Below are 19,928 nucleotides of genomic sequence, written 5' to 3'. Positions count from 1 at the left end.
CGATCCCATCGTCGTGGAAGATCTCTGTCGGTGGTTAGACCGTGCTGCGTGAGCGGATCCGCGCGTTGCGGCGCTTGAGCGTACGACGCTCGTCCTCGCTCATCCCGCCCCACACGCCCGCGTCCTGGCCGGACTCGAGAGCCCAGGCAAGGCATTCGCTGGTGACGGGGCAACGCCCGCACACAGTCTTGGCCGTGGCGATCTGCGCGATGGCCGGGCCGCTGGTCCCCACAGGGAAGAACAGCTCCGGATCCTCGTCGCGGCAAATCGCTCGATGGCGCCAGTCCATCACCAACTCCTTACTGGGTGCGTAACGCACCGTTAGTTCAATATTATTGAAAAGTCTGTTTGGCGGTAACCTTCGTACCCCGCCAATGAATGCTGCCATGTGCTGCGGTAATGTCAATAGAGTTCCGCTCACTCGTGGTCAAGGTCACTAGCGATCTGGTGGCCCTTGGCACTCGCAGAGCTGATCTCCGCATGCGCAAAACCGCGGGCCCATGCAGCACCCCAACGCACCCCGAGTACACTACGCGGATTGCCGCCAGTAGGGTAGGGGTTTTGCGGGAATTGTGACCCAGGCCAAGTTTCAGTTGGCCGCTGGAGCCACCACTTCGAGCATGTCCGGGACGGACGTGAACTCGATATCCGAGCGGGTGCCCAGGTAGTCGCCGTCGATCTGGAAGCCGATCGGTTCGGCGCTCTGGATCCGCACGGAGGGGATGTCGTCGAGCCGCAGGAGGCTCTTGTTCTTTGGCTGCGCGCTGGCGCTAAGTAGCTGCCGTGTCACCAGCAGGCTGGTGATGGTCCCCATGCTGCGCATCGCGAACAGGCCGAGGCCGCCCTCGAACGTGGTGCCCGGATTCGTCTCGACTGGCCGTTCATTCAGGTATGTCCACGGGCTGGTGTTGGAGACGAACGCGTAGTGCACGCCCTCGACCGGCTCGCTGCCGGGGACGGTCACCGTCAGCCGCGCCGGGGAACGGGCATCGCGCAGGAACGTGCGGACGGTGGTGCGGACATAGCGGGCGGGCGTCGCCAGGTGCCCAGCCTTGCGGGCGCCCTCCATGGACTCGACGACCTTGGCGTCCACGCCCATGCCGGCGGTGAAGCAGAACCAGCGGTTGTCGCAGTGCCCCAGCCCGATGCGCCGCATTTGGCGGGCCGCGAGCAGGTCCAGCAGCTGGTTGGTGGCCTCAACCGGGTCCGGCCGGATGCCCAGCGAGCGGGCGAAGACATTGGCGGAACCGCCGGGCACAACGCACACCGTGGGTGTGCGGCCGAGCGGAAGCTGTTGCATCGATCCGGGTTGCGGCGCGCCGAGCAGGCCGTTGATGGCCTCGTTCACGGTGCCGTCGCCGCCGTGGATCACCACGTGCGACATGCCCTCGAGCGCCGCACGATGGGCCAGCTCGGCGGCGTGTCCGCGGTGGGTGGTGTGGGCGACTTCGAGCTTGAGGCGGCTCGCGAGCGCATGCGCCAGCAAATCCCGGCCCGCAGGGGTCGTCGCGGTCGCGTTCGGATTGACGATCAGGAGGGCGCGCACGGTCAGTCACCCTAGCCGGTCTGGCAGTGTGCGGCTGACCTAGGCTGGGCCGGTGCCCGAGAACTTGTCGAAGGAAGATCCCGAGAACCATCCGAGCGGCTTGCCGCAGACCGTGCTGGGGGCTGGCCTGATCGTGCTCCTAGAGGGCCTGGTCGGCGTGGGCGTGGGGGTGTACTTCCTCATCGACGGGCTGCGCGGCCATGAAGAGGTCGGTATCAGCGCCTACGGCACGGCGGCCTGGTTCATCATCCTGTTCGGCGCGGTGCTGGCGGCGGGCATCGGCCTGCTGCGCGGGCAACGCTGGGGCCGGGGCATCGGCATCATCACCCAGGTGCTGCTCGCGCCCGTGATGTTCGCGCTGTTCGGCGAGTCCAACCAGCCGCTCTGGGGCACGGTGCTGCTGGTGTTGATCGTGCCGGCGTTCGTGATGTTGGTGATGCCGAAGACCTCGGCCTGGATGAGTCGGCGCTAACGTCCCCCGGCCGCCAGCGCGTGGAGCGGATTGCCGGTGAGCCGGTAGTTGGTCCACTCCGTGCGTCCACCGGCGCCGATGGACTCGTAGAACCCGATGGCGGGCGCGTTCCAGTCCAGCACCTCCCACTCCAGGCGGGTATAGCCGCGTTCGACGCACACCTGCGCCAACGCGCCCAGCAACAGAGCGCCATGCCCCTGGCCTCGGCGCTCGGGCAGGACGTACAGGTCCTCGAGGTGGATGCCGTGCACCCCGTCCCAGGTGCTGAATGTCAGGAACCACAGCGCCATGCCGACCACGGCACCGTCCTCCACCGCGACGTGCCCGAACACGGCGGGCTGCTCGCAGAACAATGCCGCATGAACCTGTTCCGGCGTCGCGGTGCATTCGTGCCGCAGCCTCTCGTATTCGGCCAGACCGTAGATCAGTTCGACGATGGCGGGCACATCGGCCGGCGCGACCCTGCGGATCACGCGCGCGGTCCGGTGATCGAGCAGATCAGCGGGATATTGTGCGCATATCCGAGCACGGCGACGCCGGCCGCGGGCATTCCGAGATGTGCCCCCATGGAGACCTCCTGTGCCAGCCAGCGCGCCATCAGCACGCGGGAGAAATGGCCATGCCCGACGAGTATCGCGTCGCGCTCGGCGGGTAATGCTGCTAGGACCTTATCCGCCCGTCGTCCCACGTCCGCCGCGCTTTCCCCGCCGGGGCAGGGCTGCGTGAACACCGTCCAGCCTGGCGCGCTCTCCCGGATCTGGGGGGTGGTTCGCCCCTCATAGTCGCCGTAGTCCCATTCGGCCAGGTCAGAATCGATGCGATCGGGGGCCAGCCCGGCCAACTCCGCGGTGTCCAGGGCACGGCGGCGAGGGCTGGCGAACACCAGCGGATCGCGGAGATCCAGTTCGTCGAGGTGCCCCGCCACGGATCTGGCCTGGCGAATGCCGAGGTCGGTGAGGGGGATATCGGTGCGGCCCGTGTGGCGGCCAGTGGCGGACCACTCAGTCTCGCCGTGGCGCAGCAGGATGACGCGTTTGGTGATGGTATTCACCTAGACATAATGCACTTTTCCGCTGCCGGTGTGGCATGTGCTAGTCCCATCGGACAAGATGGTGCCGTGGCGAGAACTCTGGCAGTGGCCAATCAAAAGGGTGGGGTGGCGAAGACGACTACGGTCGCCTCGCTGGGAGCGGCGCTCGCGGGGCTGGGCAAATCGGTCTTGCTGGTGGACCTGGATCCGCAGGCCTGTCTGACTTTCTCGCTGGGGCATGACCCGGACCAACTCCACGGTTCGGTCCATGAGGTGCTGGTGGGCGACGCCGCGGTGGCAGACGTCCTGCTCGACACCGAGGGCGGCGCGAAGCTGTTGCCGGCGACGATCGACTTGGCTGGCGCGGAGGCGCTGCTGCTGATGCGCCCCGGCCGCGAGCACGCGCTCCGCCGGGCTCTGGTCGCGGTGGCCGACGACTTCGACGTGGTCTTGATCGACTGCCCGCCCTCGCTGGGCGTGCTCACACTCAACGGGCTGACGGCCGCCGACGCGGTCATGGTGCCGCTGCAGTGCGAGACGCTGGCCCATCGAGGGGTGGGGCAACTGCTGCGCACGGTCTCCGAGGTGCAGGCCATCACGAATCCGAACCTGTCCTTGCTCGGCGTGCTGCCGACTCTGTTCGACGCGCGCACAACGCATAGCCGCGACGTGCTGGCGGACGTCTCCGACCGGTACGGCATGCCCGTGCTGGCCCCGCCGATCCCGCGCACCGTCCGGTTCGCGGAGGCGTCGGCCTCGGGTGCGACAGTGCTGTCCGGCCGCAAGAACAAGGGGGCGACGGCGTACCGGGAGCTCGCCGCGAACCTGGTCAAGCACTGGGACGACGGCGCCGAGCTCAAGATTGTCTCCGTCGACGAGATCTACTCCTGAGCTGAACTATCTGGTCCCAGCGCGAACAGCTGGTCCCCGCGCTGCTCCAACACCACAGCACCCGCGACCGCGGTCTCGACCGGGCCCGTGGCCGCTCCGCGATCGACGGGGATGACCCGCGCGCCGAGCCCGGTCCACGGGTCGGCGACGGCGATGCCGCCGGGCACCGGCAGCAGCAGCTGGCCGGCCATCATCGCGCCGGCGCCCAGAGTGCCGGGCCGCGTCCACAAGGTCTCGAACGTCGTCGCGTCAAGCGCGACGGTGGCCGAGCCGGTCGAGAATGTCAGCACCGGTCCGGACTGGACGGCGGGCGGGCCCTGTGCGAAGCCCGCGTCCACGGGCAGCTCGGACTCGCCCAGCGTCGCGCCCAACGCGTCGAAGATGAGGATGGACGGGCGCGGGCTGGGGATGAGCACCGCCGTCCTGCCAGCTCCCGTGGCCAGGACACGGGCACCCTCGACGGGCTGATCCTCGTGCATCAAGAGCAGGGAGCCCTGCACGTCCGGCTTGGTGCTGTCCTCGGGGTCGGGGGTCATGGCGGTCAATCGCTCCCCGGACTCATTCGGGCACTTCTCGAGCAGTGCGATCCGCTCCGGGGAGCTGGCGACCGAGCGCAGCTCGCAGCCGGAACGGGGCTGGAAGCCGGGGTTCACGGGGGCCTCGACGCGGCCGTACTCGACCGTGCGGACCAGGTCATTGCGCCAGGACTCGAGCCGGGTGTCGCCGTAGGCCGTGACGAAGGTGCCATTCGCCTGCAATGTGATGTCGGAGTCCACATTGCTGGAGCGCTGCGGGCCGCGTGCGCCGGTGTCGGCCTTGAGCGCGGTGACCTCGCTGCACCCGTTCGCTGTCCGGTACACGCTGACCGCCATGTCCCAGGCGCCGATCACCCCGCACAGGGGCACATCGCGCTGATACCGCCACCGTTGCTCGCCAGTCAGATGGTCGCGGCCCACGACGGCGTCGCCATCTGCGGTGACCACGGTGGCGCCGAGCACAACGGGGGCTTGGGTCGCGCCGCTGCGCTGTTGCCAGAGCGGCGCCAGCACGTCGGGCACCGTCGCTGCGGCGCTCAGCGGCTCGCCGTCGCCGGGCGGCGCGGTGAGCGACGTGGTCGCCCGCTCGGCGCTGGTCGGCCATACGACAGCCGCCACGATCAGCACGGAGAGAGTGATAACGGCGACGGCAATCAGGTCTCCGCGAGTGCGTCTCTCGGGCTTCAGCTTGGGCACTGGGCCAGGTTAGCTGGCGCGCAACAGCAACGTGGGCGCGCCCGGCCGAAGCCGAGCGCGCCCACGTTGGGAAAAACTGTCTAGCTGTCCGAAGCGCCCGTGCTCGCGGCCGCGGCGTCTGAGGACGGACGGCGACGACGGCGACGACGGGGCTTGCTCTCGCCCGCAGCGCCCTCGGCGGCCGGTGCGCCGGTGGCCTCTGCGGGGGCCGCGGTGTCGGACTGTCCGGCGCGGGTCCGCGTGCGGGTGCGGGTCCGCGGGGCGGAGTCGCCCTCGCGGGGCTTGCGCGGGGTACGAGTCTCATTCTTCGCGCCTGCGGTCTTGGAACTGGGGGCCTTGGCCGTGGGGCCGCCGATCGAGCCCTTGACGGTGGTGGGGATGTCCAGCTCCACGTACAGGTGCTCGGAGTTGGAGTAGGTCTCCACCGGGTCGTCGATGTTCAGGCCGAGGGCCTTGTCGATCAGGCTCCAGCGGGGCAAGTCGTCCCAGTCCACGAGCGTGATGGCAATGCCGGTGCGACCCGCGCGACCGGTGCGGCCGATGCGGTGCACGTAGGTCTTCTCGTCGTCGGGGCACTGGTAGTTGATGACGTGCGTGACGTCGTCGATGTCGATGCCACGGGCCGCGACGTCGGTGGCGACCAGCACGTCGATCTTGCCGCTGCGGAAGCCGTCGAGAGCCTTCTCGCGTTGCACCTGGTTGAGGTCGCCGTGTACGGCGCCCACGTTGAAGCCGCGCTCGGCGAGTTCGTCCGCCACCTTCTGCGCGGTGCGCTTGGTGCGGGAGAAGATCATCGTCGCGCCGCGCTCGCGGGCCTGCAGGATGCGCGCGACCATCTCGACCTTGTCGAGGGCATGGGCGCGGAAGATGTGCTGGACGGTGCGGTCGTGCACTGCGGAGGAGTCGGGCTCCTCGGCGCGGATGTGCGTCGGCTTCGTCAGGAACGTGCGGGCCAGCGTGATGATCGGGCCGGGCATCGTCGCGGAGAACAGCATCGTCTGGCGCTTGTCCGGGACCATGCCGAGGATGCGCTCGATGTCTGGGAGGAAGCCGAGGTCCAGCATCTCGTCGGCCTCGTCGAGCACCAGCACGCCGACCTTGCCCAAGATCAGGTGGCCCTGGTTGGCCAGGTCCAGCAGGCGGCCCGGGGTGCCGACGACCACGTCGACGCCGGACTGCAGGATCGCGATCTGGCTCTCGTATGGACGGCCGCCGTAGATCGAGGTCACGCGCGTCGGCATGTGCTTGGACGCGTCCTCGAGGTCCTTCGTCACCTGGACGCACAGCTCGCGCGTCGGGACGATGATCAGGGCGCGCGGGGTGCCGTCGAGGGGGCTGGTGGCGTCATCGGCGGCGATGCGGTGCAGCAGCGGGATACCGAAGCCGAAGGTCTTGCCCATGCCCGTGCGGGCCTGGCCGATGAGGTCATCGCCAGCCAGCGCCAGGGGGAGCGTCAGCTCTTGGATCGCGAACGTGCGGTCGATGCCGACATCGGCGAGTCCGCGGACGAGCTCCTCGCGGACGCCGAGCTCGGCGAACGTGGGGGCGGGTGCGTCGGGGGTGTGGTTCAGGGAGGTCGAGCTCACGTCCGGACTCGGGGTCACGGTCGTGTCGACGGTTGTCTTACTCAGGGTTCTGGCCTTCCATGCGTCTCTCGCGCGCACGAGGGTCGGGCGGGGCCTGCCAACGGCGGCTCTCCCTTGACTAAACCCGTCCCCCTACGAACCCACGGAACGAATGCCGGATACCGGGTCGGTGGCCTGACTGTCGAACCGCATCCAGCGTCCATCTATCTGGCCGCGGTGCTGGTCGGTGCGCGCACAATTTCAATTGACGCCGACGGTAATGCCGGTCATCGGGCACCAGTCTAGCTGTTCCTGCGGCTCGTGGGGGCGGCACCATCAACGTCACATACTCCTCGGACTATCCTCGGTGACCATGAGTGTCACTGCTGAGACTGCTGTGCCGTCGGACCATCCGGGTGTGGACGAGTTGTTCGGGCTGCTTGCCTATGGACAGCTGTCCGCTTTCTACCGACTGTCGTCGGACGCGGAGATGTCGCCGGGCCTGCGCGGAAAGGTGGCAATGGCGGGGCTGGCTGCCACCGACTTCGAGCACTTCGAGCTGCTCTCGAGCGCTCTTTCCGACCGTGGCGTCGACGTGTTCGAGGCGATGGCCCCCTATACCGAGATCCTGGAGCGATTCCACGCCTCCACCACCCCCAGCTCCTGGCTGGAGTCCCTCGTCAAGGCCTATATCGGCGATGGCTTGGCGTCGGACTTCCACCGCGAGATCATCGCCGCCCTGCCTGAGGACGTGCGGGAGATCGTCCGGGAGTCGCTGGAGGAGACGGCGCGCTCGGAGTTCGTCGTCGCCGAGGTCCGCGCGGCCATCGCCGCGAATCCGCAGGAGAGGTCCCGGTTGGCGCTGTGGGCCCGCCGGCTGCTCGGCGAGGCAGTCACCCAGGCCCAGTACGTGGCGATGCAGCGCGAGGCGCTGGCAGAGTTGGTGATGGCCGCGGCCGGTGACATCAACAACCTGGCGGTGCTCTTTGACCGTTTGCAGGACGAGCATGCGCGCCGGATGGAAGCTCTCGGCCTCAGCTAGTGTTCGATATTGAGTCAGCAAGAACTCACAACCAAGGAGGTTGACCGTGGAGGTCAAGATCGGTATTTCCGACAGCCCGCGCGAACTGGTGATTGCGAGTTCGCAGACTCCCGCAGCGGTCGAGAAGCTTGTGTCGGCGGCGCTGGCAGACGGCACGTCGACCCTGAGCCTCGAGGACGAGAAGGGTCGCAAGTTCCTGGTGGCCGCCTCGCGCATCGCGTATGTGGAGATCGGCGCCGCGGGCGGCCGCACCGTCGGCTTCAGCAGCTGATTCTCGTTATTTGACTGTGCCCACCTCGGATTTCTCGAGGTGGGCACAGTGCTTTCTCAGACCGGTGGGTCTTAGCCTCATCGGACTCCACCATCGAGGCGGTGGCGGGCAAGGTGGGATACAGCAACGCGTTCGCACTGGGCGCGGCGTTCAAACGGGTGCGTGGCATCTCGTCGACGGAGTACCGCAGGACAGTGGCCTAGATCCGGTTTCCCTGCATCGGGACGTGGGACAGGCCGCCCCAGAGGAGGGAGGCCGTCGTGTTGATGGCGTCCTCCTGGGAGATCGGCCGGTCTGCCTCGAGCCAGTAGCGGGCGCTGACCTGGCTGGCGCCGACGAGACCGACGGCGAGCATGCGGGCGCGATACGGGTCCAGTCCGGAGTCCTGGCTGACCATGTCGAAGACGGCGTCCACGCAGGCCTCGGTGCCACGATCGACGGCGGTCTGCACCTGGGTGTCGCCCATCAGGTCCGACTCGAAGACCAGGCGATAGCCCTGCGTGTCGTTGTCGACGAAATCGAAGAACGCTTGCACAGCGGCGTGCACGCGCTGGCGGTTGTCGGTGGTGGAGCGCAGCGCCTGGCGTACACCTTGGACCATCAGGTCGATGTGCCGGCCGAGGACCGCCATATAGAGGTCGAGTTTGCTGGGGAAGTGCTGGTAGAGCACGGGTTTGCTGACGCCGGCCCGCTCCGCGATCTCATCCATGCCGGCGGAGTGGTAGCCGTTGATGACGAAGACATCGCTCGCCGCCGTCATCAACTGAAGGCGGCGCTCGCTGCGAGGCATGCGGACGCCCTTCTTGGGTCGTTCGACCGCGGGTGCGCCGCCAGCGTCGTGCATTGAGTCCGTCATAGCTCTCCAGTCTGGCGCAGAAACGTTGATTGCCGTGAGGCAGATAGGGCGTGCGTCAACTTCGGACCTATCACGTGCGGGGCCGTCCGGTCATTGGCCGCCGAGGGCTTACACAGTACTAGGGTCGCTTCGGCAAGAATTCGCCCATTGCCCCCGACGAAAGTAAGGTGGGCCAAGACCCCCCGCGCGGCGTGCCCTGAGACAGTCTAGGCGGCGTGTGAGATTCTGTGGTCGTGACAAATCGGGACGGCGAGATGCGGCGGAGTGCCCTTGATGAGGGAACCGGCGATTCGTCCACCCCTCAGGAGACTGACGACGGCTTCTCGTTCCCGTCGTGGAACCAGCCCCTGCGGGCCCATTGGGACCCGGCGGCGCAGGCTCCCCCTCGGACTAAAGCCCGGCGCAGCGAGCGGGAGGGCATCCGACGTCAGACGAAGCTCGGCCGCTTCGTCTCCCAGTACGGCTGGCGGGCATATGCGATCCCCGTGCTGCTTATCGTCACAATCTTGGTGATCGTGGACGCCTCGCGCGGGGGCACCCCGGTTGCCGCTGGCGGAGACCCCGGACTGGGCGCCCGGACCACCCAGGTCAACGGCATCGTGGGCGCGCCCCGCGGGGACGGCCAATTCGACGCCTCGATCCCCGCCGTCGCGCTGCCTGCGGGCGGCGCGTTCACCGAGCGCGGGACCGGCGGCTTCCACATCGTGCCGGGCACGACGGAGCAGGTCGGCCAAGGACTCGACCACGTGTACACGTACACGATCGACGTCGAGGACGGCGTGGACACGGTCGGTTACGGCGGCGACGAGGCCTACGCGCAGCTGGTCGCGGCGACCCTCTCGAATCCCAAGAGCTGGATCAAGGACGAGAAAGTCGGCTTCCGGCGTGTCGACGATCCGAATGCCGACTTCCACATCGCGTTGACCTCCCAGATGACGGTCCGCGACACCTGTGGCTACGACATTCCCGTTGAGTCGTCCTGCTACAACGCAGACCTCAAGCGCGTGGTGCTCAACGAGTCCCGCTGGGTCCGCGGTGCGGTGGCCTATCAGGGCGATATCGGCTCCTACCGGCAGTACATGGTCAACCATGAGGTTGGCCATGCAATCGGCTACGCGCAGCACCAGCCGTGCGAGTCCTCGAACGGGCTGGCGCCGGTGATGATGCAACAGACCTTTGGCACCGCGAACAACGAGCTCTCGCAGCTGGACACGCACGGCGTCGTCAAGGCGGACGACCTCGTCTGCACCGCTAATCCGTGGCCCTACCCGCGCGCATGAGCCCGCTGGCGCCTGTGGTGTCGCCCGGCCCGGAGCTGACGGCGACGCAGCGGGCGCGGTTCCACCGGCACGTGATCCTCCCGGACCTCGGCGAGATCGGCCAACGCCGCCTCTGCAACGCGAAGGTGCTCGTGATCGGCGCGGGCGGCCTCGGCTCCCCGGCGCTGCTGTATTTGACGGCGGCCGGGGTGGGCACCATCGGCATCGTCGATTTCGACGTGGTGGAGACCTCCAACCTGCACCGCCAAGTTATCCATGGCCACGCCGACGTGGGCCGGCTCAAGGCCGAGAGCGCCAGGGACTCGATGCTGGCGATCGACGCCGACGCGCACGTCGTGCTGCACACCGATCGACTCGAGCCGGGCAACGCCGTCGAGCTGTTCAGCCAGTACGACTTGATCCTGGACGGCACCGACAACTTCGCCACCCGCTACCTGGTCAACGATGCCGCGGCGCTGGCCGGCAAGCCATATGTGTGGGGCTCGATCTTCCGCTTCGAGGGCCAGATATCCGTGTTCTGGGATGCCGCGCCAGACGGCCGGGCGGTGAACTACCGGGATCTGTATCCGACTCCGCCGCCGCCGGGCACCGTGCCGTCGTGCGCGGAGGGCGGGGTGCTGGGGGTGCTGTGCGCGGCCGTCGGCTCAATCATGGCGACGGAGGCCGTCAAACTGATCGCGGGCCTCGGCGAGCCGCTGCTGGGCCGGCTGCTCTGCTACGACGCGCTGGCTATGACGCACCGGACCATTCAGATCCGCAAGGACCCAGGCGTTGCGCCGATCACCGAGCTGACCGACTACGACGCGTTCTGCGGGCTGCCGAGCGCTGCTGTCGGGGGCGAGGTGACGGCCGACGAGTTGCGGGACATCCTGGCCGATCCGACGGCTGTGGACCTGATCGACGTCCGCGAGCAGGCCGAGTGGGACATCGCGCATCTGCCCGGCGCCCGGCTGATCCCCATGGGGCGGTTGCGATCTCAACTGCAGGGTGGGCAGCTGACCAGTGAGCGGCCCATCGTGCTCTATTGCAAAGTGGGCGCCCGGTCTGCTGAGGCGCTGGGCTGGCTCCGTGAGGCGGGTTTCGCCGATAGCCGCCACCTGGCCGAGGGGATCGACGGCTGGTCGCGGCGCGTCGATCCGAGCCTGCCGCGGTACTAACCTCGACGACACGGCTCGGCCGCTTCGTCGCCCGGACACCGCGGGCCGGTAGGTTCTATAGACGTGAGCCTTGTCGTTGAACCTCCCGCGCACGTCCGGTCCACCTTCGGTTTACGCGAGAGCGTCGGGGTGGCTCTAGATGGCACGTGGGATCGCGGCTGGCGGTACGACGACGTGGTGCTCGCCCCAGTGGCCGACAACGCGCGGGCGGCCTGGTCCGCGAAGATCCGCGAATCCCTGGATGTCGATGGCGTCCGGCTGGCTCGTCCGGTGCGCTCCAGTGACGGCCGCTACGTGGTTTCAGGTTGGCACGCAGAGAGTTTCATCACCGGGACGCCGGAGCCGCGTTATGACGAGGTGGTGTCGGTGGCCGTGCGGTTGCATGCGAAGACGGCGACGCTGGAGCGCCCGCGATTCCTTGCGCAGTCGGTGACGGCGCCATATAGCGACGTCGACGTGTTCACCGTGGCGGATCAATCCGCGTGGGCAGATGATCCGCTGCAGGCGGCCCGGGGTCACGGCATGCTCGAGAGCGTCACCGAGGACAGCGCGCGGAGCATGGCGCTGATCTCGCAGTTGGCCGGGCTACGCCGGCCGGTGCACACCCCGGACCAGGTGGTGCACGGAGACCTGTTCAGCACCGTTCTCTTTGCTGGCGCGGCCGCGCCCGGCATTGTGGACTTCACACCGTATTGGCGTCCGGCGCCCTGGGCCGCCGCCGTCGTGGTGGTCGACGCCATCTCATGGGGCGGCGCGGACGCGGGGCTGATCAGCCGCTGGAGCGTGCTGCCCGAGTGGCCGCAGATGCTGTTGCGCGCGTTGATGTTCCGGCTCGCCGTGCATGCGCTGCATAAACGCTCCACGCCGGGCGTGCTGCCCGGCCTGGCCTATACCGCTGAGCTGGTCCGGACTGTGTTGTAGGTCAGCGGGGCATTCCAAAACCCTCGGCCACAGTGGCCGCGAGCTCTAGGAAAGCCCGACGCGTGGGCTTGCTGACCAGATCGAGATCGATCTCCGCGCCCTCCGCGAGGTGGCTGTCATATGGGACCACCTGGACTGCGCGGCAGCGGTCGAGGAACAGCCGCTCCAGCTGGTCGAGGTCGACGGAGGATGAACCCTTCCGGGCCGAGTTGACCACTACGACGGTGCGTTCGACCAGATCGGCGTGGCCGTGGTGCTCCAGCCAGTCGAGGGTGGCGATCGCGCTGCGGGCCCCGTCGATGGCGGGCGAGGTGATCAGCACCAGCGCGTTCGCGGTGTCCAGCACGCCGGCCATGGCTGAGTGCATCAGCCCGGTGCCACAATCGGTCAAGATTATATTGTAGAAATTCTGCAGAATCCGCAGTACAGAGCGGTAATTGGACTCGCTGAACGCCTCCGAGACGGCGGGGTCCTTCTCCGAGGCGAGGACCTCGAGCCGGCTGGGGGCCTGCGAGGTGTGCGCGCGGACGTCGGAGTAGCGCCGCACGTTGCGGTCCTCGAGCAGGCTGCGCGCCGTGGACGTCGTCTGGCTGGGGATGCGCTGGCCGAGGGTGCCCAGGTCCGGGTTCGCGTCGACGGCGATCACGCGGTCCCCGCGGATGGACGCGAAGGTGGAGCCGAGGCCCACCGTCGTGGTGGTCTTGCCCACGCCGCCTTTGAGGGAGAGCAGCGCGATGCGGTAGTCGCCGCGGATCGGCTGGTTGCTGCGGTCCACCAGCTCGCGCTGGGCGATGTCCGCGGGGGACTCGCCGGGATTGATCAAGCGTCCGGAGATCAGGTAGATGGCCCGTCGCCACCCGGTCTGCGGGGGGCGCTTGGCCCGGCGCAGCAGGTTCAGCTCGGAGACCCCGGGATTTGGCTGGCTGTTGCGGGGCGGGGCCTGGACATAGGGGGCCGCGGCCCGCGGAGCCGGGCTGGGCGCGCGCCACTGGGAGGGCGCCGCGGCGGCGACGGGTGCGGGTGCGGGTGCGGGGGGCGCAGGTGGCGGGGGCGGTGTCGGCAGAGGCGCGGGGGCCCGGATTGCCTGTATTACGGTGGTCGTCTCGCCGTCGGGCTCGGGTGTGCGGTCCTCGCGACGGGGCGCGTCGGCCGGCCGAGCCAGCCATGGCGGATTGTTCGGTGTGAAGTCGTCAGTGAGCACGAAACCCCCCCAGGTTTGAAAGAAATCAGTGTGTGTGCGGGGTCACGCTAGCATTGTCGCTGGGCGAGGGCTAGCGCTGCCCGTCAGCGCAGCCGGCTGAGCCGGGCGTCGAGCAATTGGCGGGCGATGTGCGCGGCGCCGTCCGAGTCCCCCGCGACTATCGACTCGACGAGGGCGGTGTGCTCGTCGAGGTGCATCGAGCCCTCGCTGACGATCTCGTCCTCTATGTCGAGTTCCATTGTGGGGATGAGGTTTTGATAGACCTCGACGTAGAGGCTGTTGTGGGTGGCGAGGACGATTGCCCGGTGCAGGGCGGCGTCGGCTCGGGCAAACTCCGCGATGTCGCCGAGTTCGGAGAGGTCCTCCAAGGAGGCGATCAGGCTGCGTAGCTGTGTGATGTCGGCGTCGTCGCGGCGTGCCGCGGCGAGGGTGGCGGCGGTGACGTCGAGAGCCTGGCGTAGTTCGAGGAGCTCCTGCCGCTGGGCGTGGTCGACCTGTTTCCGGATGGTGCCGGAGACCAGGGAATCCGCCATCACGTAGGTCCCGGAGCCTTGCCGGCGTTCGAGCATCCCGACGTGCACCAGAGACTGCACGGCCTCCCGGACGGTATTCCGGCCGGTGCCGGTGAGCAGAGTCAACTCGGGTTCGGTGGGAATGCGTCCGCCGACGGGCCAGCGGCCGGACTCGATCTCGACACCGATCAGGTCGATGACCTGGGATACCAGTCCGGTCCGTTTGATGGGGAGCATGGCAGCCTCACATTCTGGTGTGACCAGCGTGACAGCGTCTCGCTTGGCCGGGTTGATGGAGTCATCCTATGATTTATTCGTCCCCGCGACACAGCGGGGGCATGACAATTGGCGGTACCGGGATGAACGCGAGAGCTCAAAGGGTCGATGCTAAGGCGGAGGCGAAGCTCGCTAGGCGGTCTCTGATCTCGGGTCGGCTCCTGGCCTTTCTCGCCCTTGCCGTGTCCGCGCTGGTCCTGCGCACGGCGGTCACCTCGATCACCCCGCTGCTTGGCGACATCAGCGACGACATCGGCTTCAACTCCACCATCGTCGGCGTCTTCGGCATGCTGCCGACCGCGATGTTCGCGGTGTTCGGGCTCCTGACCCCATTGCTGGTGATCCGCTGGGACCTCGAGCGGGTCGCGATCTTGGCCATGGTCATGGCCGGGGCCGGCATGCTCGCGCGGGCGATGGTGAATGACACCGGCTCGCTGCTGGCGCTGTCCGCGTTGGCCCTCGGCGGGATGGGTATCGGCAACGTCGTCATTCCGCCACTGGTCAAACGCTACTTCTCGGATCGCGTCGCGGTGATGAGCGCCGTCTACATCATGGGTGTGCAGCTGGGCACGGCGATCCCGCCACTGCTCGCAGTGCCGGTGGCCGACGCGCTGGGCTGGCGCTTCTCGATTGGGATGTGGGCGATTGTCGCGGCCGCCGCGTTGCTGCCATGCGTCGGGCTGTGGCTGTCCCGGCGGACCGCCACCGCGTCGGGCACGGAGACGGACGCGCGGCCGACGCGAGCGGTGGCCGGCACGCGGCTCTCGCGGACCAGCCTGTCCTGGGGCATGGCCGTCATGTTCGGTATGACCTCGCTGATCACATACTCGATGTTCACGTGGCTGCCGCGGATCCTCAGCGACGCCGGCGCGGACAAGGCCTTCGGCGGCTCGATGGTGGCGTTGTTCTCGGCGATGGGCTTCATCGCGGCGCTCGGCGCGCCCGCCCTGTGCGCGCGGGTCTACAACCCGTTCCCGATCGTCCTGGTGTGCGTCGCCGCGTACCTCGTCGGCTTCGCGGGGCTCTATTTCGCGCCGATGAGCGTGCCCGTCCTCTGGGTGATCCTGGTGGGACTGGGACCGAGCACCTTCCCGATGGCCCTGACACTGATCAACCTGCGCACGCGCACGCAATCGGGAGCCTCGCGGCTCTCCGGCTTCACCCAGGGCCTCGGCTACACGGTGGCTTGCCTGGGACCGCTGCTGTTCGGGGTTCTGCGGGACCAAACTGGCGGTTGGGGTTGGCCGTTCGCGATGTTGCTGGTGGCTGTGGCGTTCATGGTGACCGGCGCCTACTACGCGTGCAAGCCGCGGATGCTGGAGGACCTGTGGTGAGGCGGGTTGCCGTGGGGGCGGCCGCGGCGCTGGCAGGGTGCGCTTCGGCGCCGGTCCAAGAAGATTCGGGCCCGACGGTCGAGGAGCAGGTGCTGACGCAGGCGCTGCTGCCCGGCGGTGGCCCCACGTGGACACCCCGATGATGGGGCCGGAGCAGACGATGGCCCGCGAGCCGCGGCCGGTGCTGATCTCGTACGAGTAGCGGCCGCGGGTGGCACACTCCAGGCATGTCGTCCGTGTCCTGGTCCCAGTTCTTTTCGGCCACCCTCATCCTCGTGGGTGTGCCCACCCTGATCGGGGCAGGCATCATCATCTGGCCCGTCATGCGGGCGGAGCGAGCAGGGCTGGCGGGCAGAGGTGGGACGGGCGGCGGAAGTCTAGGGCCGTGGTCCACGGGACTGGTCGCGTTTCCCCTCGGCTTTCTTGCCTGCATGGGCTGGCTGACGTGGTCCGCGGACTATCACGGCGAGTTCCGCGGGCCGGGCCTGCCCGCGCCAAACGAGTTCCCCACCTGGCAGGTGATCGCCTGTGGGGCGACGGTGGTGCTGGTGTGTTTCGTCGCGGCCAGATTGTCCCGGTGGGCGATTGCCGGCGGGCTGGCCGCGGCCGCGGGCACGGCGGCAGGGTTCGCAACCGCGTTCAGCGTGGCGGCCAGCACCGACTCCACCGGGCAATCGGGGGTGGGCGTGGCGCTCTCGATGATCGGGTGGGCCGTGGGTTTGGGCGTGCTGATGCTTGTTAGAGGCTTCTGGATGGCGGGACGGCGGACGCTCAGTAGTCCCAGTTGACGACCAGTGCCCCATCCGGCGCGCGCTCGACGATGTTCTTGTCGCTGATGCCGCCGGTGGCGAGGAACGCGGTCATCTGGGTCAGCGCGCCGGGAATGATGTACGCACCGTCATCATCCAGCAGAGGAACCAGCACCCGGATCGTCGAGAACTCCTGCTTGGTGGCCTTGTTCTTATAGGGGTAGTTGGCCATCATCTCGATGTCGATCGCGAGGGTGAGCTCGTCCTGCCGGCGAAACTCCATGACCCGGTAGCGATAAAGGGGGTCATACTTTTCCGCCTCTTCCGCGGTCACTGTGAGATTAGGGACGAGGGCCTTGCCCCAGAGGTAGAAGGCTCTGTCGGCCTCAGAACTCATGGAACGCGATCCGCATATTGACCCGGTCGCCGCGGATCGGCGCGCCCTCGTCGGCCAGCAGGTCGAGCTGGCGTTGGCCGACCTCCTGCGCGGGTTTGCCGTCGGCCCTGATCACCCGCTGCCACGGCAGCCCGCCGCCGTCCACACGCAGGATCCACGCGACGGTGCGCGGGGTCGACAGCCCGGCGGCCTCGGCGATGGCGCCGTAGGTGGAGACCTTGCCAGGCGGGATCGACAGGATCATCGAGCGCACGTGCTCGACCTGTTCCGGAGTGGTCTTGGCCATTTAGAGAGCCTTCCGCAGCAGTTCGCCCACCAGGTCGGGGCGGGACTGGTCGATCATGTGCTCGTTGTCGACCTCGAGGACCTGGGCCTGCGCGCCGAGGTGGGCGTGGAGGTCGGCGATATACGCGTCGGTGATGAAGCGCGGGTTGACGCGCGTCGCCCGGACCATTGTCGTGGCCAGGCCCGCGGGCGGCAGGACGGCCGGGCGGGCCATCTCGCCCCACGCGGCGACGGCCGCCGGCACGCAGATGCGCCAGCCGACGCGGCCGTTCGGGAGGTCTATCAAATGCTCCGTGATGTCCGCGTCGAGGACGTCCGCGGGCACATCGGACCAGCCGCCGTTGGCCTTGTCATCGCGGGCTTCCTGTGCGTGCGGGTAGTCGGGGGAGGCCAGGAAGTGCCCGGCGATCTCGAGAGCCCAGTCCGGGTCCAGGCCCATCGCGGGATCCAGGAGGATCAGGGCGCGAATCTTCTCGGGGACCGCACGAGCCAGGTGCACGGCGATGGCCGCGCCGTAGGAGTGCCCGATCAGCACCACGGGCTCCGGGGCCTCCTCCTCCAGTAGTTCGACGAGGTCCGCGATGTGCGCGTCGATGCCCCACGGCGGTGCCCATGGGGAGCGGCCGTGCCCGCGCAGGTCCGGGGCGAGAATCCGGGCGTCGGGCACCTCGGCGGCGGCCATCCGTGCCCAGCGCAGGCCGTGGCCGGTGAGCCCGTGCAGGGCGAGGACGTCGGGGGCGCGGCCCTGGGGGCCGAAGTGGTGAACGTGCAGTGCGGGCATGTCCTAAGTGTTGCAGCCCTGTCAGCGCCGAGTGAGCCGGACCGGCTGCCCGTCCTTGGGGAAGGGTAGGGACTTGCGATCCATCGGGGCCCGGTACGACGGGTCGACGTGCCACTCGAAGTTGCGCAGGAGGTGGTGCAGCACGATCTTGATCTCAGCGCCCGCAAAGTGCAGGCCGATGCACTTGTGCACACCGCCGCCGAAAGGCTCCCACGCCATGCGGTGGACCTTGTCCTCCCTGCGCTCGGCGGAGAACCGGCCGGGGTCGAACACCTCAGGATCAGGCCACAGCTCCGCCATGTGATGGGTGAAATGCGGAGTGATCGCGACCATCGTGTCTGCCGGGATGAAGTGCCCGAGCACCTCGGTGTCCCGCACGGTCTTGCGCACGATGGTGGGAACTGGCGACACCAGCCGCATCGATTCCTTCATCGCGAGGTCGAGGGATTCCAGTTGTGCGAGCTGCCCGTACTCGATCGAGTCCGAGCCGATCGCCAGAGACTCTTCCCGGCAACGCTGCTGCCACTCTGGATACTGGCCGAGGTACTGCATCATCGTCGAGATCGTGATGGTCGACGTGTCGTGGGCGGCCATCAGGAGGAAGATCATGTGGTTGATGACGTCATCGTCGCTGAACCGCTCGCCGTCCACCTCTACCCGGCACAGCACCGAGAAAATGTCCTCGCCGTCGCCCGCCCGGCGAGCCGGCAGGTACTCGCGCAGGAAGGCCTCGACCTTGCGGCGGCCCGCGAGCCCGCGGCGCCACCTGCCACCCGGCACCGGGTACCGCACCAGCGCAGTGGCGGCCTGGACGCAGTCGATGAACGCCGTGTTGATCTCGTCCAGCCGCTTCTGGCTGACGCCAGGGGCGCCGCCCATGAAGATGTCGACGGCCAGATTGAGCGTCAACTGTTTCAGCGCGGGGTAGACCTTAATGTTCTCGCCAGGCTGCCACTGCCTGATCGCGGCCTGGACCGCCGGATCGATAGCGGCCGCGTAGCCGGCCAACCGGGCGGGGGTGAACGCCTGCTGCATCAAGCGCCGATGCTTCATGTGCTCGCCGAAGTCCAACAGCATCAGGCCGCGTTCGAAGAATGGCCCGATCAGGAATTCCCAGCCCGCGCCACTGGCGAAGGCCTTGTCCTTATTGGACAGCGCGACGTCGCATGCGTCGGGCCCGAGAAGCACGACGAATTGTGTGCCGAAGGCCCGAAACCACGAGACCTCGCCATAGCGGTCATACCGATCCGACCACATTCTCAGTGGGTCCCGGATGGCGTCGAGACCGTGGCCCACTAGTGGCAGGCCGTTATCGCCAGGCACCGGTTTCAGGTCGCTTTCCGCGGGGGCGAGCGCCAAGTTCTTCGTCATTCGAACTCCTCATCATCTAGCAGGACTGTCGAGCAGGCGGATCCTCGGACATCTGACAGTGAGTCCTGTCAGTTGTCTGAGTTTGAATTAGACAGGGCTCCCTGTCAAGGTTTGGTATGACCTCATCCCCGCGGCCCTATCGGGGCGTCAGCGCACAAGATCGTCAGTCGGCTCGGCGGCGGCAGCTGTTGGACGCGGCGTTGGAGATAGTCGGCACTCGCGGTGCGGAGCGTGCGACGATGACCGCCATCTGCGTGCAGGCGGGCCTGACAGAGCGCTATTTTTACGAGAGCTTCAGCGCCCGAGACGGTCTACTGCTCGCCTTGGTCGACGAGATCGCCGAACAGGTGCGCGCCGCCGTGTTGGCTGCGCTGCGGGAAACCGAGGGCGACGCCGAGGCTAGAGCGCGCGCCGCGTTCTCCGCCTTCGCCGCACTACTCACCGAGGACCCCCGCAAGGGTCGCGCCGCAATCATCGAGTCGTCCACCTTGCCTGCTCTGCGCCAGCGGCGGCACGAGTTGTTCGGCGACTTTGCCGCGTTGGTCGTGACGCAGGCACAGGCTCTGTTCGGGCCTGCCGCGTTGCCCGCGCCGCAGGACGAGATCGGCGCGTTGCTGCTCGTCGGCGGGCTGGGCGAGCTGCTCACCGCCTGGCTGCAGGATGAGACCAGCGCCGAGGTCGAGGACATCGTGGACACCGCGACGCGCTGGTTCACGGTGGGGATGCACGCCTAGGCAGAGCGCTGCCGCCACCTTGTCA

The 19,928-nt window shown here is 67.9% G+C and carries 23 protein-coding genes; 10 read left to right on the top strand and 13 right to left on the bottom strand.

What is annotated here, in order from left to right:
* Positions 1-34: 34 nt before the first annotated feature.
* Positions 35-289: a WhiB family transcriptional regulator gene (locus TBIF_RS14575; protein WP_024795514.1), complete on the bottom strand. Its 255-nt coding sequence runs from the start codon at positions 287-289 to the stop codon at positions 35-37.
* Between the two features lie 300 nt (positions 290-589).
* Positions 590-1,546: a diacylglycerol/lipid kinase family protein gene (locus TBIF_RS14570; RefSeq protein ID WP_024795513.1), complete on the bottom strand. Its 957-nt coding sequence runs from the start codon at positions 1,544-1,546 to the stop codon at positions 590-592.
* Positions 1,547-1,598: 52 nt separating this feature from the next.
* Here TBIF_RS14570 and TBIF_RS14565 point away from each other — a divergent pair, with 52 nt between their 5' ends.
* Complete coding sequence (locus TBIF_RS14565) at positions 1,599-2,018, top strand: DUF7144 family membrane protein (RefSeq protein ID WP_235174754.1); 420 nt, start codon at positions 1,599-1,601, stop codon at positions 2,016-2,018.
* Here the strand turns inward: TBIF_RS14565 and TBIF_RS14560 are convergent.
* Both TBIF_RS14560 and TBIF_RS14555 read right to left on the bottom strand, forming a co-directional pair.
* A complete protein-coding gene (locus TBIF_RS14560; RefSeq protein WP_024795511.1) occupies positions 2,015-2,491 on the bottom strand; it encodes a GNAT family N-acetyltransferase in 477 nt (158 codons plus the stop codon). The genes TBIF_RS14565 and TBIF_RS14560 overlap by 4 nt on opposite strands.
* Positions 2,488-3,069 carry an acid phosphatase gene (locus tag TBIF_RS14555; RefSeq protein WP_024795510.1) on the bottom strand — a complete coding sequence of 194 codons (582 nt, stop codon included), beginning with the start codon at positions 3,067-3,069 and terminating at the stop codon, positions 2,488-2,490. Before TBIF_RS14555 ends, TBIF_RS14560 begins: the two co-directional genes overlap by 4 nt.
* A 66-nt stretch (positions 3,070-3,135) precedes the next feature.
* Between TBIF_RS14555 and TBIF_RS14550 the strand changes: the two genes are divergently transcribed.
* A complete protein-coding gene (locus TBIF_RS14550; protein WP_024795509.1) occupies positions 3,136-3,939 on the top strand; it encodes a ParA family protein in 804 nt (267 codons plus the stop codon).
* On the opposite strand, the gene TBIF_RS14545 is transcribed toward TBIF_RS14550, so the two are convergent.
* Entirely contained in the window at positions 3,930-5,171 is a 1,242-nt protein-coding gene (locus TBIF_RS14545; protein WP_235174752.1) for an Rv3212 family protein, read from the bottom strand. The two genes, TBIF_RS14550 and TBIF_RS14545, sit on opposite strands and share 10 nt — an antisense overlap.
* Before the next feature lie 80 nt (positions 5,172-5,251).
* Complete coding sequence (locus TBIF_RS14540) at positions 5,252-6,835, bottom strand: DEAD/DEAH box helicase (RefSeq protein ID WP_024795507.1); 1,584 nt, start codon at positions 6,833-6,835, stop codon at positions 5,252-5,254.
* Positions 6,836-7,109: 274 nt separating this feature from the next.
* Here TBIF_RS14540 and TBIF_RS14535 point away from each other — a divergent pair, with 274 nt between their 5' ends.
* Both TBIF_RS14535 and TBIF_RS14530 read left to right on the top strand, forming a co-directional pair.
* Positions 7,110-7,778, top strand: a complete 669-nt coding sequence (locus TBIF_RS14535) for a ferritin-like fold-containing protein (RefSeq protein WP_038171334.1) — start codon at positions 7,110-7,112, stop codon at positions 7,776-7,778.
* Positions 7,779-7,824: 46 nt separating this feature from the next.
* On the top strand, positions 7,825-8,049 hold the full coding sequence (locus TBIF_RS14530) for a DUF3107 domain-containing protein (protein ID WP_024795505.1): 225 nt from the start codon (positions 7,825-7,827) through the stop codon (positions 8,047-8,049).
* A 199-nt stretch (positions 8,050-8,248) separates the two neighbouring features.
* On the opposite strand, the gene fasR is transcribed toward TBIF_RS14530, so the two are convergent.
* Positions 8,249-8,893 (bottom strand): HTH-type transcriptional activator FasR, encoded by a 645-nt coding sequence (gene fasR, locus TBIF_RS14520; RefSeq protein WP_051461565.1) that lies wholly within the window; start codon positions 8,891-8,893, stop codon positions 8,249-8,251.
* Positions 8,894-9,138: 245 nt separating this feature from the next.
* Here fasR and TBIF_RS14515 point away from each other — a divergent pair, with 245 nt between their 5' ends.
* From TBIF_RS14515 to TBIF_RS14505, 3 genes are all read left to right on the top strand, one after another.
* Positions 9,139-10,185 carry a DUF3152 domain-containing protein gene (locus tag TBIF_RS14515; protein WP_235174748.1) on the top strand — a complete coding sequence of 349 codons (1,047 nt, stop codon included), beginning with the start codon at positions 9,139-9,141 and terminating at the stop codon, positions 10,183-10,185.
* Positions 10,182-11,342 (top strand): ThiF family adenylyltransferase, encoded by a 1,161-nt coding sequence (locus tag TBIF_RS14510; RefSeq protein WP_038171331.1) that lies wholly within the window; start codon positions 10,182-10,184, stop codon positions 11,340-11,342. The genes TBIF_RS14515 and TBIF_RS14510 overlap by 4 nt, the downstream gene beginning before the upstream one ends.
* Before the next feature lie 63 nt (positions 11,343-11,405).
* Positions 11,406-12,263, top strand: coding sequence for a TIGR02569 family protein (locus TBIF_RS14505; protein ID WP_024795501.1), 858 nt, complete (start codon positions 11,406-11,408; stop codon positions 12,261-12,263).
* A 1-nt stretch (position 12,264) separates the two neighbouring features.
* Here TBIF_RS14505 and TBIF_RS23700 read toward each other — a convergent pair whose 3' ends face one another.
* Positions 12,265-13,464 carry a MinD/ParA family ATP-binding protein gene (locus TBIF_RS23700; protein WP_024795500.1) on the bottom strand — a complete coding sequence of 400 codons (1,200 nt, stop codon included), beginning with the start codon at positions 13,462-13,464 and terminating at the stop codon, positions 12,265-12,267.
* Between the two features lie 83 nt (positions 13,465-13,547).
* A complete protein-coding gene (locus TBIF_RS14495; protein WP_024795499.1) occupies positions 13,548-14,213 on the bottom strand; it encodes a FadR/GntR family transcriptional regulator in 666 nt (221 codons plus the stop codon).
* Positions 14,214-14,335: 122 nt separating this feature from the next.
* Between TBIF_RS14495 and TBIF_RS14490 the strand changes: the two genes are divergently transcribed.
* Together TBIF_RS14490 and TBIF_RS14485 are read left to right on the top strand one after the other, a co-directional pair.
* A complete protein-coding gene (locus TBIF_RS14490) occupies positions 14,336-15,586 on the top strand; it encodes an MFS transporter (RefSeq protein WP_024795498.1) in 1,251 nt (416 codons plus the stop codon).
* A gap of 227 nt (positions 15,587-15,813) precedes the next feature.
* The gene (locus TBIF_RS14485) at positions 15,814-16,374 is read left to right on the top strand and encodes a hypothetical protein (RefSeq protein WP_024795497.1); all 561 of its coding nucleotides are present in this window, start codon (positions 15,814-15,816) and stop codon (positions 16,372-16,374) included.
* Here TBIF_RS14485 and TBIF_RS14480 read toward each other — a convergent pair.
* Genes TBIF_RS14480 through TBIF_RS23695 form a run of 4 tightly spaced genes read right to left on the bottom strand, consistent with a single transcriptional unit; the run spans position 16,358 to position 19,169 of the window.
* Positions 16,358-16,669: a hypothetical protein gene (locus tag TBIF_RS14480; RefSeq protein ID WP_148302277.1), complete on the bottom strand. Its 312-nt coding sequence runs from the start codon at positions 16,667-16,669 to the stop codon at positions 16,358-16,360. The genes TBIF_RS14485 and TBIF_RS14480 overlap by 17 nt on opposite strands.
* Before the next feature lie 52 nt (positions 16,670-16,721).
* Positions 16,722-17,018 carry an MGMT family protein gene (locus TBIF_RS14475; RefSeq protein WP_024795495.1) on the bottom strand — a complete coding sequence of 99 codons (297 nt, stop codon included), beginning with the start codon at positions 17,016-17,018 and terminating at the stop codon, positions 16,722-16,724.
* Positions 17,019-17,798 (bottom strand): alpha/beta fold hydrolase, encoded by a 780-nt coding sequence (locus tag TBIF_RS14470; RefSeq protein ID WP_024795494.1) that lies wholly within the window; start codon positions 17,796-17,798, stop codon positions 17,019-17,021. It lies immediately after the preceding gene.
* 21 nt (positions 17,799-17,819) lie between these two features.
* Positions 17,820-19,169 carry a cytochrome P450 gene (locus TBIF_RS23695; protein ID WP_038171246.1) on the bottom strand — a complete coding sequence of 450 codons (1,350 nt, stop codon included), beginning with the start codon at positions 19,167-19,169 and terminating at the stop codon, positions 17,820-17,822.
* 116 nt (positions 19,170-19,285) lie between these two features.
* On the opposite strand from TBIF_RS23695, the gene TBIF_RS14460 reads away from it, so the two are divergent.
* Positions 19,286-19,903, top strand: coding sequence for a TetR/AcrR family transcriptional regulator (locus TBIF_RS14460; RefSeq protein ID WP_024795493.1), 618 nt, complete (start codon positions 19,286-19,288; stop codon positions 19,901-19,903).
* Positions 19,904-19,928: the final 25 nt, after the last annotated feature.

It is taken from the genome of Tomitella biformata AHU 1821, assembly GCF_000524475.1.
In the GTDB taxonomy this organism is placed as follows: Bacteria; Actinomycetota; Actinomycetes; order Mycobacteriales; family Mycobacteriaceae; genus Tomitella; species Tomitella biformata.
This window is presented reverse-complemented; position numbering and strand designations above follow the sequence as displayed.